This window comes from Devosia sp. 2618, assembly GCF_040546815.1.
Taxonomy (GTDB): Bacteria; Pseudomonadota; Alphaproteobacteria; order Rhizobiales; family Devosiaceae; genus Devosia.
In genome coordinates this window covers 933,314-949,929 of record NZ_JBEPOO010000001.1, presented here as the reverse complement: position 1 = coordinate 949,929, position 16,616 = coordinate 933,314, and the positions used below count along the sequence as shown (strand labels likewise).

Sequence of the window (16,616 nt, the reverse complement as noted above, 5' to 3'; positions counted from 1 at the left end):
CCATCCCACATTAACTGCCCCAAACGACTGTGCTTCGGGGCAATCGCGAGGTCTGCTAAGGTCGGGACCTGACAGGATCGGGATATCGACCATGAGCGATGTAGCCGCCGCCCCTATTGAGCAAACCGAGATCGCCGCGCCCCGCGCCCCGATCTACCGCCCCGCCACCTATGCCGATATCGGGCTGGTGCATGAGCGTTTGCAGGAAGCCATCGAGACCTCGCCCTACTATAGCGCCGAGTTCAAGGCCTATGAGTCGGCGCGCCTGACCAAGCAGTACCTCGCCGGCCTGATCGACGCCGACCCGCACCACGTCATGGTGTTCGAGCGCGACGGCAAGACGGCCGCCTTCATGATTTCGGGCCCGGAACTGGGCACGCTGTGGCTGTACTGGAGCTATGTGTTTCCGGAGAACCGCCGGTCGACGCTTGGCGTTTCGGGCATGCGCGCCTTCATCAATCACTGGGATAATGGGCGCTTCCACAAGATCGCCACCTATACCAAGACGGGCAATGACGTTGCGGCGGTGATCATGGAGCGCATGGGCTATAACCATGTCGCAACGCTTCAAAAGCACATTTTTGGCGAAGACTACCTGCTCTATGAGCGTCCACTGAACAAGGTCGAGCCCGGCTATGATCGCGGCACCAAGGGCGGTCTGCGCCACCGGCTGCGCCGGGCCTTCAAACTCGCGTTTATCCGCTAGAGTTTAGCTCGCCGCGACAATGCCGGCGCGGCGACTGCGGAACCACTGCAGGATGGAGACGTCCATCTTGGCGGTGCGCAGGGCAATCCACCACAGTCCGACCGACCACACCGTGATGGCGATGATCGCAGATAGCGCGGCTCCCATAAGGCCGAGCGACGGCACCAGCAGCCAATTGCCGATCACCAGCGAACCAATGCCCAGGCCGACAAACGGCAGGCTGGCATAGGGGCGGTCGTGGATCGACAGCACCAGTGAAGCCGGGCCCATGGCCGAACGGATCACCAGCGCCAGGCACAGGACTGCCAGCGGCGCAGCGCCGACGGCAAAGCTGGGGCCGAACAGCATCAGCGCGAATGGAGCGGCGATGACGATGAACACAAACAGCGCAACCGAAATCAGGCTCGCCACGAAATTGGCATCGCCCACCTTGCGCTTGAAGGCGGCGCGGTCGGCATTGGCCTCGCTCTCGAACATGTCGGGCATGGTGACGGCATAGACGGCCGCGACACCAAACGACATCAGCGAGAAAATGCGGGTGCAGACGCCAAAGATCGCCAACTCTTCGCGGCTGAGCGCATGGCTGAGCAGCAGCAGGTCGATGTCAAAGAAGAAATCGGTGGCGAGCGAAATCAGCACCCACGGCAGCGCAAAGCGCCACCAGCGGCGCGCTTCATGGACGCGCACTTCGGACGTATCGGGCACGCGGTCGGTGGATTTGACGACAAAGCCGACATGCACCGCCGCGATGATCACATAGCCAAAGGCGATGAGCCACAACATGGCCGAGAAGCCTTCGGCGGCGACAGAAAAGGTGAGGCTGAACAGCAAAGCCGCCATCACCATCATCGGGCGGAACATGGTGTCGGCGAAATAGCCGGCGAACGGGCGCTTGAGACCCACCAGCACCGCGGCGTTGAGGTAGACCAGCGCCGTTCCCAGCGCGAGCATGGCCACAGGCACAAAATGAGCGGCGAGGACACTATCGCCCTGCCCCAGCGCCGAAAGAATCGTCGGGCCGAGCAGCAGCACCAGCAGGAATATTCCCAGCACATGGCCATAGGCCCGCATCAGGAAGGCGATGAACTGCTTGCGCTCGCCCCGAGCCCGATATTCGGCGGCGAAATAGGTGCCGACGGTCTGAAAACCCAGCGGCATCATCACCGCGATCAGATTGACCGTGGCGATAACAAGCAGATACTCGCCAAGCACGTCAGCGCCCCAGACGCGGGCGATGATGGCCTGCACCAGAAACACCAGCCCGGCCCCGCCCAGCCGCGCGCCGAAAATAACCGTCGATTGCGAGGCTAGCCGCCGATGGATGCTCATTCGGCATCCTCGCGTGTCTGCGTGCTGCGCGTCTTGGGATTGCGCAGCCCATCGACGACGCGGCGCACCTGATAAAGCGCATCGCGTGCGGCAAAGGCCGCTGTACCGAGCAGATAGGCAATCGGACGGCTGGCATAATTGGCGACGGGTGGCACCGGGCGAATGACGCCAGCATCGCCGACCATGCCCTTCTTGAACTGGTGCAGGCCCTGAAAGCCGTCGGTGCCGCCAAGGTCGTACCAGTTGGCGCGCGTATTATCGCGCAGCCAGCGGATGACGTTCCAATGCAGGAAATAGCCCGCGCGCAGCGGCAGCGCCTTGTCGTTGGTGGCGCCGTAGAGATAGACGGCGCGTTCGCCCGCTTTGAAAATCAATGCCCCCGCGACCAGCTCGCCCTCGTGACGCACGAAGAACAGTTCGGGCCGCAACTCAGGAACACCGATAGCGACGAGTTCGGACACCGTGTCATAGGCCGAATGGTCGGTGAACTGCTTGCGGTCGGTCATCGCCTCGTAGAGACGCTCGAAATCTGGGAAGCTTTTCGGGTCGGCATGCTCGAAGCTGAGGCCGGCCTTCTCGGACTTGTTGAGATGATAGCGCCACTTCTGGGCCAGGCTCTTGCGCTGGTTCTCATCGGTGAGCCGCAGATTGACCATATAGCGGTTGGGAAAGCCCAGCTCCGAACCGCGCTTGAAGCCGCGGGCTTCGAGATGCTCGTAATCGCGATTGTGGGTATCCATCGAGGCGCGCGGCAAAACCGACAGCATCTGCCCGCGCTTGTCGGCATATTCGGCGATCATCGCTTCGATCATGCCGGCGCGGATCGCCTCGGCATCTGCTCTGCTTGCATCCTTGAGCATCGGCGCCCATTTGGCGACCGCCAGATGGCCGACACGCAATGGCAGCGGCTGCACCATGATCAGCGCACCACCAACCACCTCGCCATCGAGCGAAAACAGCATCGGCTCCTTTTGAACCGAAGGCCAGCGCGTCGCCGCGAACACGTGGAGCTGTTCCTGGCAAACCTCGTCGAAATCGGCGATGGCGGCGTCCCACTCGGCGCCGCTCAAAAAGCGCGTCTCAAGCCTGGCAATGGAAACGCCGGCGCCGCTCAGCTTGTGGCTGGCATCGCCGGCGTGAACCAGTCGATCGGCAATGACGGACATTTCGGGCTTCCCGCTCACAATTGTTGAGCGAGAAGCTAGTGGATCGAGGTGAGCAAATTCCTAGTGCGGTACGGCAAATGCCGCAAAACTGGGCCTTTGGTTACCAAAGACTAATGGGTGGGAACCACGTGGCCCGAGTAAACGAAGGGGATGGTCGGCAGTGTATAGCCCAGCAACTGATCGGCACCTTCATAGACCATCTTGGCGGCCACATAGAGGATGATGACCAGACCGACCCAAGCGATCCAGCGATGCTTGGTCAGAAGGCCAGCGATAAAGGTCGCGGCAACGCCCATCATCACGACCGACAGACCCAGACCGAAAATCAGCGCTTCGATATGGTGCTGGGCAGCACCGGCCACGGCCAGCACGTTGTCGAGCGACATCGAAACGTCGGCGATAATGATCTGGATGACGGCCTGACGCAGCGTCTTTTTGGGGGCACGCTTGGCGATGGTGCCATCGGCGTTGAGATCGGCGTTCTCGAGCGCTTCAACCGCATCATGATCGGCATGTGGCGGCTGGCTGAGTTCGCGATACATCTTCCAGCAGACGTAAAGCAGCAGCAGGCCACCGGCGATCAGCAGACCACCGCCCAGCGACAGCAGCTGCGTGGTGATCAGCGCAAAGCAGATGCGCATGATCGTCGCGGCGATGATGCCGATCAGAATCGCTTTCTTGCGCACATCAGAGGGCAGGCCGGCAGCAGCCAGACCGATAACGACGGCATTGTCGCCCGCGAGGACGAGATCGATCATGATGACCTGTGCCAGCGAACTGAAGAAACTCGGATCGAATTCGAAACCGAACATGCTGCTACCTTGTGGAGTGGAGTGCGTGAGAGTTCTGCGCCTATACGCCTAAGCCATAAGACTGGAAAGCGGGATCGCGCCCAAACCGACCAAAGTCTGAGGATTTCTGCTGGTTTGGCAGCTGTTTGACAGGTTGGTGACAGACTAGGCTGGCTGACGACGGCTAACACCATCACGCGACACGAATGGCGCAAAAACAAACCCCGACCTTTCGGCCGGGGCTGTGAACGTTCGTCGCACTCTAGCGCTGTCAGATCATCGGGCGCTTCTCGGCCCGGGCCTCCAGCCAGTCGGCGTGGAAGGCGCGCACGAGATAAAGCAGCACGAAGGCAACGATGAGTGGCCAAACCATAACGTAGGCGGTCAGGAGATTGGGAGTCATGACAGATTCCTTTCTGATTAGCGGCGGTTGGAGGTCAGGTCGGCGACATCGAAATTGCCGGCCTTTTTGGCGATGGATGAGAAATCGAACTCCATGCTGCTGCGCCACGACAGGGCGATGCACAGCAGCGCGCTGACGGCATAGGCCAGCAATGAAGCGGTCAGGATCGGATAGGCATGCAGCGCGCCGATGCCAAAGGGCGCGACGGCGATGATGGAGACGCCTGCAATAATCCGCGCCACCTTGGCGCCGAAGAAGCCGAATGCCATCAGTCCGGCCACGACACCCACCCCGATCACCGCAAGGATGTCGGAGACAAACCCTAGTGGGCCAACCAGTTCGACCCAGCCGAAACGGACCGGGAAGAACACGGCAAGCGCGACCAGCACTGATGTGGTGAACGCGGTGTTGGTGACCTTGTTCCAGTAAAAGCTCGCGATCACCGGGAACACCAGGGCTCCCCAGATGGCGCCGACCAGCACCAGCAGGTCCAGAATGTTGAACTTGTTGCTGGCGAAGTAGAGCGCGATCATGGTGGCCACGATCATTGTGATGCGGCCGATCAGCAGCATCCGCTTGGGATTAACCGCGTCCTTGTCCGCCAGGTTACGCCCGTAGATATCGGCCATCATGATGGACGACAGTGCCGACAGATCGGAATCCGCCGTCGACGCCAGCGATCCGATGATCATGATGAAGAAGACGCACAGGAACCCGATATTGAGATAGCTCGAAGCGAGCTGCGGGATGAGGTTGTTGGTGTCGCCATCGAGTGGCTCGACGCCGAGGTAGAGCGCGATGACGCCCAGAATACCAACACCGATCACGGTTGCGCCGTAACCGATGGTGGCGGTGACGAAGGTGCGCTTGATCATGTCTTCGCGCACGGCAAACAGGCGCTGCGCGATGGTCTGGTTGCCGATGGCATAGGCCAGCACGGCAGCGATATAGGGCGCGCCCTGGTTCATGAATGCTTCGGACGAAAAGAACGAGCTTTGCTGTGCGGTCAGGTTGACGGCACCGACGACAAATATCTCGGTGCCCCCGGCAGCGAAGAACACGGCCGGCACAACGATCACCACGGCGCCAAGCATGGCGACCACCTGGATGAAATCGGTGAGAATGGACGCCCGCAGACCGGACCAGAGTGTGTACAGCAGCACGCCGCCGCCAACCATGAGAATGCCGGCTGTAAATGACAGCGGCGACAGCATGGAAATCAGGGCGCCACCAGCGATAAAATTGGAGGTGAGGCTCAACAAGCTGCCCAGAATATTGGAGCCCGCGAGGATCAGCTGGCTCGATTGTCCGTGCCGCGCATGAAGGATTTCGGCGAGCGAGTGGGCGTTGGGAGCAAGGCTACGGATACGCTTGCCGAAGGGATAGATGAACAGGATCATCAGAGCGCCCCACAAGCCATAGTGGATGGGACCGGAGACGCCGTAGGTGTAGCCAGACGTGGCCGAGGCGTAGAGGGAGGAAGCCCAGATCCAGGTGGCAGTCATCGAGGCGGCAGAAACGCCCAACCCCACTTTGTTGCCGGCAGTCATGTAATTGTCGGCGTTTTCTTTTTTCTTGCCGATCGATAGCGATATTAAAAACGTACTTCCAAAGAAAAGCAGAAGCAGGAGAAGCGTCAGGGGTGTCCCCAATTGCTGAAGTTGCATTTCACCTCTTGGTTGCGTTGCTGTTTAATCCGACGCGAACGGCAATAGAATTACCGGCAACAAAAAGTTGCAGCACATCGGGGCTTGGTTTTTGGGTGCCAGCATCAGCCGACAGAAAGGGCGGCAAAGGCCGACCAATGGGATGAACGTGAATGGGCGCTAGTCAGCGTCGAATGTCGCGTTGCCTGCAGTTGATACAACCCCAAGCTCACAAAAGCCACCCTGCTGCCAAAAAACCGGCACATTTTCGGTCGCGGCAAGGGTTAAGTGCTGGTTTTTGGCGTGCTGGAAGGCAGATTAAGCCGTGCAGGTGAACGCTACGGTACGCCCTGTTTCGACACGGCTTCCACAGCCGAAGGTTGCATCCGATATCCCCGCAAACCGGGCCAAAAACAGCTCAAGAGACCGCGCTCTCCACACTCTTCGGCGGCGGCGTGCAGGGTTTCGTGGAGTCGTAAAATGCGATCTATCTTATTCATGTCTCAGAAGGCGGACACGCCTAGCTCTGACGTCATGAAAACCAGCCCCCAGATTCGCCAGGACTTCTCCGAAGCTCCAAACCTCACTGCAACCATCGTGATGGACGGCGGTCTGACGCGCGCGCCCGTATCGGTGATGAACCTGTCACGGACAAACGCCCAGATCGAAGTGCATTACGCCACCGAACTGCCGCCCACCCTCTCGCTGCTGGTCAACAATCGGCTCGAGCTGTGTGAGGTGATCTGGCAATTCGCGCAGTTCGCCGGCCTGCGATTCTCGATCGCCCAGGCGGTCTAGAATCGATGACCCGCTGAGCCTGTCATAAACGATCAACAAAAAGGCCCGCTGAAGCGGGCCTTGTTTTGTCGCCGGACGCGAACATGCGACACGACAGGTGCGCGATTTAAATTCGCCACGACGACCCACAGGTCGTCAGCACGTCGTAAGGGATAGAACTAGGAAAACCCCTTTGGCCCCGAACAGCACACCAACAAGGGTTTGCTGTCATATTCCCCGAAGGGAGACTTTGGTGGGCGAGCACGGATTCGAACCGTGGACCCGATGATTAAGAGTCATCTGCTCTACCAGCTGAGCTACTCGCCCACTGCTTGGGGCTCCAAAGTAGGCGCTGTATAGCCAAGGGATTCGGCGCTGTCTAGCACCTGTCTTCACTTTCCTCACATCCTTGATTTGATACAATGTCGCAGGTGCCAATGACGCCAAGTTGCGGGGCCATATGAACATTCCTGAATTCCTTGCTGCCCCCCTCGCCTGGCTGACAGCCAATATCGCCAGTCTGCTAGGCGCTGTGGCGGTTTTGCTGGTGGGTTGGTACCTGTCACGGCTGGCGGCACGCGCCATCAGGCGGCTGCTGCCGCTGGCCTATGGCGTCGACAAAAATTTCGCACCGCTGCTGTCGCAAGTCGCTCGATATGGCATTTTTATTTTCGCCGTCATCACCGCGCTGAACATGCTGGGCGTGTCCAACGCATCGATTCTCACCGTGGTTGGTGCCGCGGGGCTGGCCATCGCGCTGGCGCTGCAGGGCACGCTGGCCAATATCGCGGCGGGAATCATGTTGATCTGGCTGCGCCCCATCGCCATCGGCGAATTTATCCAGGGCAATGGCGTGGCGGGTGTCGTCGTTGAGATCGGGTTGTTCGGCACGCGACTGCGCTCGTCGAGCGGGCTTTATATTTTTACGCCCAACCAGCAATTGTGGGCCTCGGCGATTACCAACCACAGCCGCGAACCGCGCCGGCGCATCGATGTGAATGTGGGCGTGCCTGACAGCATCGACATCGCCAGATCGCGGAAAATCCTGCTGCACATCGCGGGCGCCGAAAAGCGCGTGCTCGCTGATCCTGAGCCGACCGTGCATGTGGATAGCTTTTCAGGCAGCACGGTGAACCTGCTGCTGCGGGCCTGGGTGGCGACACCCGATTATCTGGAAACGCTCTATGCGCTGACCGAGCAGGCCAAGTTGGCGCTGAATGAGGAGCTGAGCGGCAGCACCGCTGACAAGGCCGGTATTACGGTCAAACCCGACCCGGCAAATCCTAGTCCCGAAACGCAATCGGGAACCTGACGATGCCGGCGGCTATGCGCCGCCTGCATCTTCAGAAGCCTATTCGTAGAGCGCGCGGCGTTCGCGGAACGAGGTGAGATCAAGCACATTGCTTTCACGACGCGGGGCTTCGGTCTGGGCTTCATCCATCAGGGATATCGTGCGTTCGATGATGTAGCGCAACTGGCGGGACTGGCTATCGCCGCCCTGCAGAATCGTCACGGCACGCTGCAGGTGATCTCGAGCGAGAACATAGGTTGGCGGCATTAGGACGGTGCTCCTTCGAATCGTTTTTAAGGCATCAGGAGGGGAGCTGATGTGAGCCAGAAGGTGCTCTCGCATGCCTTCGCAAAGCTTGCCTGCCAGCGTCGCATTTAAATCAAATGCAACCAATTTTGATAGCGCCCGGAGAGGCCCGGAAACGCTCCCTGTCAATGCGTATCCACCGAAATCGTGCTGTGCAAAACCATGATCTCGCCAAGTTTCAGCGGCGGCTGCGTTCGCGGGGTGGCAACGGATCGGGCCAAGGCGGCTGGTCGCAGGGCGCCGGGTCGTTATGATCGTCTGGTCAACAGCGAGTCGCCGATTTGTCCCGTCCCCCACTGTCGCCCATAACCGCAACGCTTGATGAAACGGTGCCCTTTGTCGGCCCCGAGGCCATTGCCCGCCGCACTGGGGTGCCGCTCAAAGCCCGCATCGGCGCCAATGAAAGCCCGTTCGGCCCTGCCCCATCGGTGCTCAAGGCCATGGCGGCAGCGGCGAGCGAAAGCTGGCACTACGGCGACCCAGAAAACCACGACCTGCGGCTGGCCATCGCCAACCACCTTGGCGTTGATCCGGCGAACGTGATGCCCGGCGAAGGCGTCGACGCGATCCTCGGCATGGCGGTCAGGCTGTTCGCAGCGCCCAGCTCAACCGTGGTCACGTCGCTGGGCGGCTATCCAACGTTCAACTACCATATCTTCGGCTATGGGGCGGCGATGCACACCGTGCCCTATATCGGCGACCGCGAGGACGTCGACGCCCTCGCCCGCGCCGCACGCGAGACACAGGCCTCGATGGTCTATCTGGCCAACCCGGACAACCCGATGGGCAGCTGGTGGGACGCCGCTTCGGTCGAACGCTTCATCGACGCGGTTCCCGAAACGACGATGATCATCCTCGATGAGGCTTATGGCGAGTTCGCGCCGCAGGGCACCCTGCCCGCGCTAGACGTCGAGCGGGAAAACCTGCTGCGCATGCGCACCTTCTCCAAGGCCTATGGGCTGGCTGGAGCGCGTGTTGGCTATGTGATTGGCGAGACGCGCAACATTTCGGCCTTCAACCGCATCCGCAACCACTTCGGAATCAGCAATGTGGCGCAGGCCGCCGGCATCGCCGCTTTGGCCGATCAAGCATTCTTGCAGCAGTCACTGCTCGACGTGCGCCAGTCGCTCGCAGAAACGGCGGCCATCGCTCAGAAGCACGGCCTGATGCCGCTGCCCACGGCCACCAACTTCCTCGCGGTCGATTGCGGCCGCGATGGGCCGCATGCGCAGGCGATCCTCGATGGTCTGGCCAAGCGGGGCATATTCGTGCGCAAGCCCGTGGTGACCGGCCTTAACCGCTGCATCCGCATCAGTGCCGGCACAGCCGACGACCGCGCCCTGCTCGACGCGGCGCTCGGCGAAGTTCTGGCCGAGCTTTAGTAGAGGCCGATTTTCGCCAGTAGGCCGCGATGGTTCGAGCCCAGCGAATCCGGCATGGCCGAAATAGATTCGATCAGGGCGTCGCCACGCGTGAACATATTGTCGATCGGTACGCCGAGCGCGCCGAACCGCACCGGCCAGGTCGCCGGATAAAAGGGCGGCGGAATGAGGCTGGCGCCCTTGGCAAAGCGCGACACGGTTTTCGACCAGGCGGCAGCGTTAAAGTCGCCGGACAGGATCACCGGCCCCTCGATCTGGCGCAGCACGTCGCGGATATGGAACAGCTCGACCCAGGCCGTCTCGTCGAAATAGGGCTTGCTGAGATGGACGCCGACAATGGTCACCGACTGGCCGTTGATCTCGGTCTTGGCGGTGACGAGGCGTAGCCGATTGAGCGGCTTGAGCGGAATGACCTGAACATCGGTCAGCGGCGTGCGCGAGAACATCATCAGATCGCAATCCTGCCCGGTGGCGTCACACCCTGCCCGCGCCGGAAAGAACGTCGCCAGCCGATCAAGCTGGGCGTGTATCGCCTCGGATTCCATGATCACCGCGACGTCGGGCGCGGTCTCGATCATGTAGTCAACGATGTCGCTGCCGCGTGAATTGTAGGCCAGCGTGTTGAAGCTGAGAACGGTGGCAGTGGCGACTGCTTCGCCTGTTTTCGCGTTGCGGGCCTGCTGCTGGTCGTAAATGATCCATGCGCCATAACCGATGCTGAGACAGGCAATAACGAGGACGGCGAGGCCGCGCATCCAGGCGCGGGCAATAAACATCACAATCGCCAAGAGGATCAGGCCAGCCGCGATGAGAAACCGCAGGCTTTGCAATAGATCTTGCCCCGGCAAGAGGCTCGGCCCGTCTATCGCAACAAGCAGGCCGAAACCGGCCAACGCCGCACCAGTCAAAAGGCCACGCAGTTCAGCGAGTATTTTCACCGGGCAACCTCTTTGACCAAGTCCTGCCCTTGTTCGCTCAAACGACGCTGCGCCGCAAGAGCAACGCGGCTCAAATCCGCTTGCGCGACAAAGCAAAACCCCGGCGCGTGGCCGGGGTTTTTCATTCGATAGCAGATTTGAGCAGGTATTAACCCGCCATGGCGCCCTGTGCCGATGCGCCGCGTTCGATCAGCAGGCGGTTATAGGCATTGAGATAGGCACGGGCCGAGGCCACCAGCGTATCGGGCTCGGCCGCATTGCCGGAGACGATACGGCCGTTCATTTCGAGACGGACATGGGCCGAAGCCTGCGCGTCGGTGCCGCCGGTCACGCCGTCGACGGCGTAGAGCACCAGATGGGGCTGCTGGCCAACGGCCTGCTTGATGGCGTTAAAGATCGCGTCGACAGAGCCGGTGCCCTCATAGGTCACCGAGGTTTCGTCGCCATCGATCGAGAGGGTCATGTTGGCCTTGTGCACGCCACCGGTCTTGGAGACGACTTCCATATCGACCAGCTTGATGCGGTCGCCGACCGAGCCGACTTCGTCATCGACCAGCGCGATAATGTCGGCGTCATAGACGTGCTTCTTGCGGTCAGCCAGATCCTTGAAGCGCTGGAAGGCTTCCTGGAAAGCATTGTCGCCCAGCTCGTAGCCCAGTTCCTTGAGCTTGTCCTTGAAGGCGGCGCGGCCGGAATGCTTGCCCATCACCAAGGTGGTTTCCTTGATGCCGACGCTGGCCGGGGTCATGATCTCATAGGTCTCGGCATTCTTGAGCATGCCATCCTGATGGATGCCGCTTTCATGCGCGAAGGCGTTTTTGCCCACGATTGCCTTGTTGTACTGCACCGGGAAATTGGCGGCAGCCGAGACGATCTTGCTGGCGCGGGCCAGATGGGTGGTCTCGATTTCGGTGTGGTAGGGCATGACATCGGCGCGGGTGCGCAGGGCCATGACAATTTCTTCGAGCGCAGCATTGCCGGCGCGTTCGCCCAGACCATTGATGGTGCATTCCACCTGACGCGCACCACCGCGCACAGCGGCCAGCGAGTTGGCAACGGCAAGGCCCAGATCGTTGTGGCAATGGGCCGAGAATATCGCCTTGTCTGCGCCCGGCACCGACGTGATGATGGTGCGGAACATGGCCTCATGCTCGTCTGGGACGGCATAGCCGACCGTGTCGGGCAAATTGATCGTGGTGGCACCGGCCTTGATGGCGGTCTCGACGCAGCGCTTGAGGAACTCAAGCGGCGTGCGGGTGGCGTCCATTGCGGACCATTCGACGTCGTCGATCAGGTTGCGGGCCTGCGCGACGGTGCGGGCGATGATCTCGATGACCTCGTCCTCGGTCTTTTTCATCTGATGAGCCAGATGGATCGGCGAAGTGGAGACGAAGGTGTGGATGCGGCCGCGCTGGGCGAACCGGACGGCTTCACCGGCGCGGTCGATGTCGGCGGTAATGGCCCGGGCGAGGCCGGCAACGGTGGCGCGCTTGACCTGCTTAGCCACGGCAACCACGGATTCAAAGTCACCATTGGAGGCAATCGGGAAACCGGCTTCGATGATATCGACGCCCATTTCGTCGAGGGCTTCGGCAACCTGCAGCTTTTCTTCCAGCGTCATGGTCGCGCCAGGCGATTGCTCGCCGTCGCGCAGCGTGGTGTCGAAGATGAAGACGCGGTCTTTATTGCTATCGGTAGAGACGGACATTGGTCGTTTTCCTATCGGTCGGCCCAGAGCACAAGGCTCTGCAGGCCGGACATTTACTGTTCGGCTTTTGGCATAATCCCCTGACGACCCGTTCGCTTATGCGAACTGCCGGTGATCAGGGGCTGATAAGAAGGAGGAGAAGTGCAGCAGGCAGCAAAAGCAGGCCAGCAGCAATCATCAGGAAGCGCGTGCGCCCCTGGCGTTGAGTGATGGCGATGGCAATTGCGCGCTTGCGCTGCATTTGTTTAGTCCCGATTTGTCTTCAGAATGCGTCAAACTTGCTCGCTGCGCAACCCCAAGAGACTGCGCAACGCGATTTTTTGCGACGGGTTCGACTGTTAGTCGCCCAGGTCCAGCACGCCCTCGCCGACAATCACGGCGTGTCCGCCGATGCCGCCATGGATGAGCACATCCTTGTCCTTGCGCAGCTGGACGGTGATGCGGCACGGCCGCCCCATCTCATGGCCCTGTCGCAAGACATAGTCGGCCTGCCCATTGGCCAACGTCGCATGTTCGGCCAACAGCCCAATCAAGGCCGCCGCTGCCGAACCGGTGCCAGGATCTTCCCCGATATCCATGCCGAACATGCGCGCGGCCAGATCATTTTCCGGCTCATCAGGGGTCAGCGTGAAGACGTAAGCCGAGCTGTGATCATGACTGAACACCTTGCTCCAGAGGCCCGGATTGATCTTGATGCGGCGCAAAACCTCGGCATTGCGCACCGGCACGAGGTGGAAGGTAACGCCCGCCGAAAACACCGCCGGCTGGTAGAGATCGCAGCCAATGTCTTCCACTTCGATGCCCAAAGCCTGCGCCATGCCGAGACGATCATTGAGATCGGCAATGCGCGACGGCAGCCGCGGCAGCGCAAAGCGTGCCTCGCCCGACCGCTTGTCGGACTTTTCGAACAGCGCGGTGATCAGCCCGATTTTTTCCTCGAGCCGAACGGCGCTGACCTTGTTCTGCAGGCCCAGCACGACTGCCGCGCCCACCGTCGGGTGTCCGGCAAAGGGCAACTCGGTATAGGGCGTAAAGATGCGGACCGCAGCGGAGTTCCGTTCGGCCTGCGGCTTGAGCAAAAACACCGTTTCGCTGAGATTGAACTCGCGCGCGATGTCCTGCATTTCGCCATCGAGCAGGCCATCGGCCTTGGTGACGACGGCGAGCTGATTGCCCTTCAGAGGCTCCTGGGTAAACACATCAAGCAGAAGGTAATTGAGCTTCATGATGGTCCCTATTCGGCCGCCAGCGCATAATCCGCTGGGTCGACACCAAGATGGGTGCAAATCGCTGCTACGGCAACGCCGTGATCGCTGCGTCCCGGCAGGCCCGAAATGGTCAGGCAACCGACAATGCCTGCACCCGTCACGCGGATCGGAAAACCGCCGCCGGCAATGACATAGTCAGCGGCATCAGCACCCGATTGCGGCGAGAACGGCGCTTCGCCACGCTCGAGCACCAGACGATAGCTGGCACGCTGGAAGCGGCGGACGGTGTTGACCTTGCGGCGCACCCATTCGGCATTATCGGCGCTGGTGCCCGGCGTCGCCGAGAAAAACAGCTGCCGATCCCAGGTGCGGATATCGACCACCAGCGACAACCCCTCAACCAGCGCCCGGGCGCGGATAGAACTGCCGATTTCATAGGCCACGGCCTCGTCAAACGCGCTCAGGACCAGGTCCTGCTCCTGCCGCTTAACGCGCGCGATGTCGTCTTCTGCACCCATGTCGAGCCCCTACCCCCACGATTCGAATTGGATTGTTGCATCAGCTTTAGAGCAGCGCGAGCGCCCTGAGTAGAGCGGCTTTACCAAATCAGCAGATCGGCAGATGATTTGGGCAGCAAACAGTAAAGGACGCCGCTCGTGGACCGGACAACTTGTTTGATCGCTGGCGGTGGACCGGCGGGCATCATGCTGGGTCTGCTGCTGGCGCGCGGCGGAATTGCTGTCACCGTTCTGGAAAAACACGCCGACTTCCTGCGCGATTTTCGCGGCGACACGGTGCACGCGGCGACTGTGCAATTGCTTGATGAACTAGGACTCGGCAACGCTTTCCGCACGCTGCCGCAAACGCGATTGCAGAACTTTCAACTGCCGCAGCCCGATGGGCAGATCCTGTTGCTCGGCGACTTTTCGCGGCTCAAGCCGCCATACGACTATGTGGCGATGATCCCGCAATGGGATTTCCTCGATTTTCTGGTTGGCGCGGCCAAGCTGGAACCCAGCTTTTCGATCCGCATGAACACCCAGGTGACCGGCCTGAGCTTTGACGGGGAGCGGGTCAGCGGCGTGCAGTGGCGGGACCGTAGCGGCGCGGAGGGTGAGATTGTCGCCGATCTGGTGGTTGCCTGCGACGGTCGCCATTCCATCGTCCGTGACGCGGCGGGCTTTGTGCCACGCGACTTCAAGGTGCCGCTCGACACCTGGTGGTTCCGCCTGCCCCGCTATCCCGATGAAATGGGCGACGTGGCGACGCTGACACCGCAATTTGGTGACCGCGAACTGATGCTCACCTTCACCCGCGAAAGCTTCTATCAGGTCGCCTATTTTGCCGAGAAGGGCGCCGACTCCCGCCTGCGCGCCGAAGGCATCGAACGGTTCCGCCAGCGTATCACCACCATGCGCCCCGACTTCGCTGACCGGCTCGATACGCTGCAATCAATGGATGACCTGCATATGCTCGACGTGCGGCTTAATCGGCTCAACACCTGGCACCGCCCCGGCCTGCTCTGCATCGGCGATGCGGCGCATGCCATGTCGCCGGCCGGCGGCGTCGGCATCAATCTGGCCATTCAGGATGCCGTGGCGACGGCAACGCGACTGGCCGAGCCATTGCGCAAGGGCAACGTGACCGAGGCGGACCTTGCGGCCGTGCAAGAGCTCCGTTGGATGCCGACGGTACTGATCCAGCAGATGCAGCGTATTCTGCATCGCCTGATCTTCGTGCCGGCTTTTGAAGGCAAGCGCGTCGGGCCGCCAAAACTGGCTGTGACACTGCTCCGCGCCATACCGGCCATTTCGGGCCTGACCGCGCGCTTTGCGGCTTTCGGCCCGCGCCCGGAACATGCGCCCGACTTCGCGCGGCGCCCGCAAACAGTGGCTGCCCCAGAAACGAAAACGGGGGCCGAAGCCCCCGTTTGAAAGTCTTAGTTCTTGGCCTTGTCGACCAGCGCGCCGGCCTTGATCCAGGGCATCATGTCGCGCAGCTGAGCGCCAACGGCTTCGATCTGGTGCTCGTCGGCCAGACGACGGGTCGCCTTGAAGCGCGAACCGCCAGCCTTGATTTCCTGCATCCAATCGGAGGTGAACTTGCCCGACTGAATGTCGTGCAGCACGCGCTTCATCTCGGCCTTGGTTTCCGAGGTGATGATGCGTGGGCCGGTGACGTACTCGCCCCACTCAGCGGTGTTGGAGATCGAGTAGTTCATGTTGGCAATGCCGCCCTGGTAGATCAGGTCGACGATTAGCTTTACTTCGTGCAGGCACTCGAAATAGGCCATTTCTGGTGCGTAACCAGCTTCGACCAGGGTTTCGAAACCAGCGCGGATCAGCTCGACCAGACCGCCGCAAAGCACTGCCTGCTCGCCGAACAGATCGGTTTCGCATTCTTCGCGGAAGTTGGTTTCGATGACGCCCGAACGGCCGCCGCCAACGCCCGAAGCGTAAGCCAGAGCGATGTCATGGGCATTGCCCGATGCGTCCTGATGAACGGCGATCAGGCATGGCACGCCGCCACCCTTCTGATATTCGCCGCGCACGGTGTGGCCTGGGCCCTTTGGCGCGATCATGATCACGTCAACAGTCGACTTGGGCTCGATCAGGTTGAAGTGAACGTTCAGGCCGTGTGCGAAAGCAAGCGCTGCGCCGTCACGGATGTTTGGCTCGATATGCTGCTTGTAGATGTCTGCCTGCAGCTCATCTGGGGTCAGCATCATGATGACGTCTGCCCATGCCGATGCGTCAGCAACCGACATCACCTTGAGGCCTTCGCCCTCGGCCTTCTTGGCCGATGGGGAGCCTGGACGCAGCGCAACGACGACGTCGGTGACGCCCGAGTCACGCAGGTTCAGCACATGGGCATGGCCCTGCGAGCCGTAGCCGACGATGGCCACTTTCCGCGACTTGATGATGTTGAGATCGGCATCCCGATCGTAATAAACGCGCATGGGTCT

The 16,616-nt window shown here is 60.9% G+C and carries 17 protein-coding genes and 1 tRNA gene; 5 read left to right on the top strand and 13 right to left on the bottom strand.

The genetic code is table 11. The features are described 5' to 3' along the window. Window positions 1-91: 91 nt before the first annotated feature. Window positions 92-706, top strand: coding sequence for a hypothetical protein (locus tag ABIE28_RS04740; RefSeq protein WP_354060610.1), 615 nt, complete (start codon window positions 92-94; stop codon window positions 704-706). A 3-nt stretch (window positions 707-709) separates the two neighbouring features. On the opposite strand, the gene ABIE28_RS04735 is transcribed toward ABIE28_RS04740, so the two are convergent. From ABIE28_RS04735 to ABIE28_RS04715, 5 genes are all read right to left on the bottom strand, one after another. Beyond that, the gene (locus ABIE28_RS04735) at window positions 710-2,035 is read right to left on the bottom strand and encodes a lipopolysaccharide biosynthesis protein (protein ID WP_354060608.1); all 1,326 of its coding nucleotides are present in this window, start codon (window positions 2,033-2,035) and stop codon (window positions 710-712) included. After that, complete coding sequence (locus ABIE28_RS04730) at window positions 2,032-3,201, bottom strand: lipid II:glycine glycyltransferase FemX (protein WP_354060606.1); 1,170 nt, start codon at window positions 3,199-3,201, stop codon at window positions 2,032-2,034. The genes ABIE28_RS04735 and ABIE28_RS04730 overlap by 4 nt, the downstream gene beginning before the upstream one ends. 110 nt (window positions 3,202-3,311) lie before the next feature. Beyond that, window positions 3,312-4,013, bottom strand: coding sequence for a TerC family protein (locus ABIE28_RS04725; RefSeq protein ID WP_354060604.1), 702 nt, complete (start codon window positions 4,011-4,013; stop codon window positions 3,312-3,314). A gap of 250 nt (window positions 4,014-4,263) precedes the next feature. Further along, a complete protein-coding gene (locus ABIE28_RS04720; protein WP_354060602.1) occupies window positions 4,264-4,395 on the bottom strand; it encodes a putative transporter small subunit in 132 nt (43 codons plus the stop codon). A 17-nt stretch (window positions 4,396-4,412) separates the two neighbouring features. Further along, complete coding sequence (locus ABIE28_RS04715) at window positions 4,413-5,945, bottom strand: sodium:solute symporter family transporter (RefSeq protein WP_354060600.1); 1,533 nt, start codon at window positions 5,943-5,945, stop codon at window positions 4,413-4,415. Window positions 5,946-6,521: 576 nt separating this feature from the next. Here ABIE28_RS04715 and ABIE28_RS04710 point away from each other — a divergent pair. Continuing rightward, window positions 6,522-6,839: a hypothetical protein gene (locus tag ABIE28_RS04710; protein WP_354060598.1), complete on the top strand. Its 318-nt coding sequence runs from the start codon at window positions 6,522-6,524 to the stop codon at window positions 6,837-6,839. A 230-nt stretch (window positions 6,840-7,069) separates the two neighbouring features. On the opposite strand, the gene ABIE28_RS04705 is transcribed toward ABIE28_RS04710, so the two are convergent. Further along, a tRNA-Lys gene (locus ABIE28_RS04705) sits at window positions 7,070-7,145 on the bottom strand. Between the two features lie 133 nt (window positions 7,146-7,278). On the opposite strand from ABIE28_RS04705, the gene ABIE28_RS04700 reads away from it, so the two are divergent. Next, window positions 7,279-8,130: a mechanosensitive ion channel family protein gene (locus ABIE28_RS04700; protein ID WP_354060596.1), complete on the top strand. Its 852-nt coding sequence runs from the start codon at window positions 7,279-7,281 to the stop codon at window positions 8,128-8,130. A gap of 39 nt (window positions 8,131-8,169) precedes the next feature. Here ABIE28_RS04700 and ABIE28_RS04695 read toward each other — a convergent pair whose 3' ends face one another. Further along, the gene (locus tag ABIE28_RS04695; protein WP_354060594.1) at window positions 8,170-8,376 is read right to left on the bottom strand and encodes a hypothetical protein; all 207 of its coding nucleotides are present in this window, start codon (window positions 8,374-8,376) and stop codon (window positions 8,170-8,172) included. Between the two features lie 320 nt (window positions 8,377-8,696). On the opposite strand from ABIE28_RS04695, the gene ABIE28_RS04690 reads away from it, so the two are divergent. Beyond that, on the top strand, window positions 8,697-9,797 hold the full coding sequence (locus tag ABIE28_RS04690) for a pyridoxal phosphate-dependent aminotransferase (protein WP_354060592.1): 1,101 nt from the start codon (window positions 8,697-8,699) through the stop codon (window positions 9,795-9,797). Here ABIE28_RS04690 and ABIE28_RS04685 read toward each other — a convergent pair. The 5 genes from ABIE28_RS04685 to ABIE28_RS04665 form a co-directional block, all read right to left on the bottom strand. After that, window positions 9,794-10,735: an endonuclease/exonuclease/phosphatase family protein gene (locus ABIE28_RS04685; RefSeq protein WP_354060590.1), complete on the bottom strand. Its 942-nt coding sequence runs from the start codon at window positions 10,733-10,735 to the stop codon at window positions 9,794-9,796. The two genes, ABIE28_RS04690 and ABIE28_RS04685, sit on opposite strands and share 4 nt — an antisense overlap. Window positions 10,736-10,883: 148 nt before the next feature. After that, window positions 10,884-12,443, bottom strand: a complete 1,560-nt coding sequence (locus tag ABIE28_RS04680; RefSeq protein WP_354060589.1) for a 2-isopropylmalate synthase — start codon at window positions 12,441-12,443, stop codon at window positions 10,884-10,886. Window positions 12,444-12,558: 115 nt separating this feature from the next. Beyond that, window positions 12,559-12,684, bottom strand: a complete 126-nt coding sequence (locus tag ABIE28_RS04675; protein ID WP_354060587.1) for a hypothetical protein — start codon at window positions 12,682-12,684, stop codon at window positions 12,559-12,561. Between the two features lie 97 nt (window positions 12,685-12,781). After that, a complete protein-coding gene (locus ABIE28_RS04670; protein ID WP_354060585.1) occupies window positions 12,782-13,669 on the bottom strand; it encodes a PhzF family phenazine biosynthesis protein in 888 nt (295 codons plus the stop codon). A gap of 8 nt (window positions 13,670-13,677) precedes the next feature. Then, on the bottom strand, window positions 13,678-14,169 hold the full coding sequence (locus ABIE28_RS04665) for a heme-degrading domain-containing protein (RefSeq protein ID WP_354060583.1): 492 nt from the start codon (window positions 14,167-14,169) through the stop codon (window positions 13,678-13,680). Window positions 14,170-14,307: 138 nt separating this feature from the next. Here ABIE28_RS04665 and ABIE28_RS04660 point away from each other — a divergent pair, with 138 nt between their 5' ends. After that, window positions 14,308-15,585, top strand: coding sequence for an FAD-dependent oxidoreductase (locus ABIE28_RS04660; RefSeq protein WP_354060581.1), 1,278 nt, complete (start codon window positions 14,308-14,310; stop codon window positions 15,583-15,585). Between the two features lie 5 nt (window positions 15,586-15,590). Here the strand turns inward: ABIE28_RS04660 and ilvC are convergent, their stop codons facing one another. Continuing rightward, window positions 15,591-16,610: a ketol-acid reductoisomerase gene (ilvC, locus tag ABIE28_RS04655; protein ID WP_046140552.1), complete on the bottom strand. Its 1,020-nt coding sequence runs from the start codon at window positions 16,608-16,610 to the stop codon at window positions 15,591-15,593. Between the last annotated feature and the right edge of the window lie 6 nt (window positions 16,611-16,616).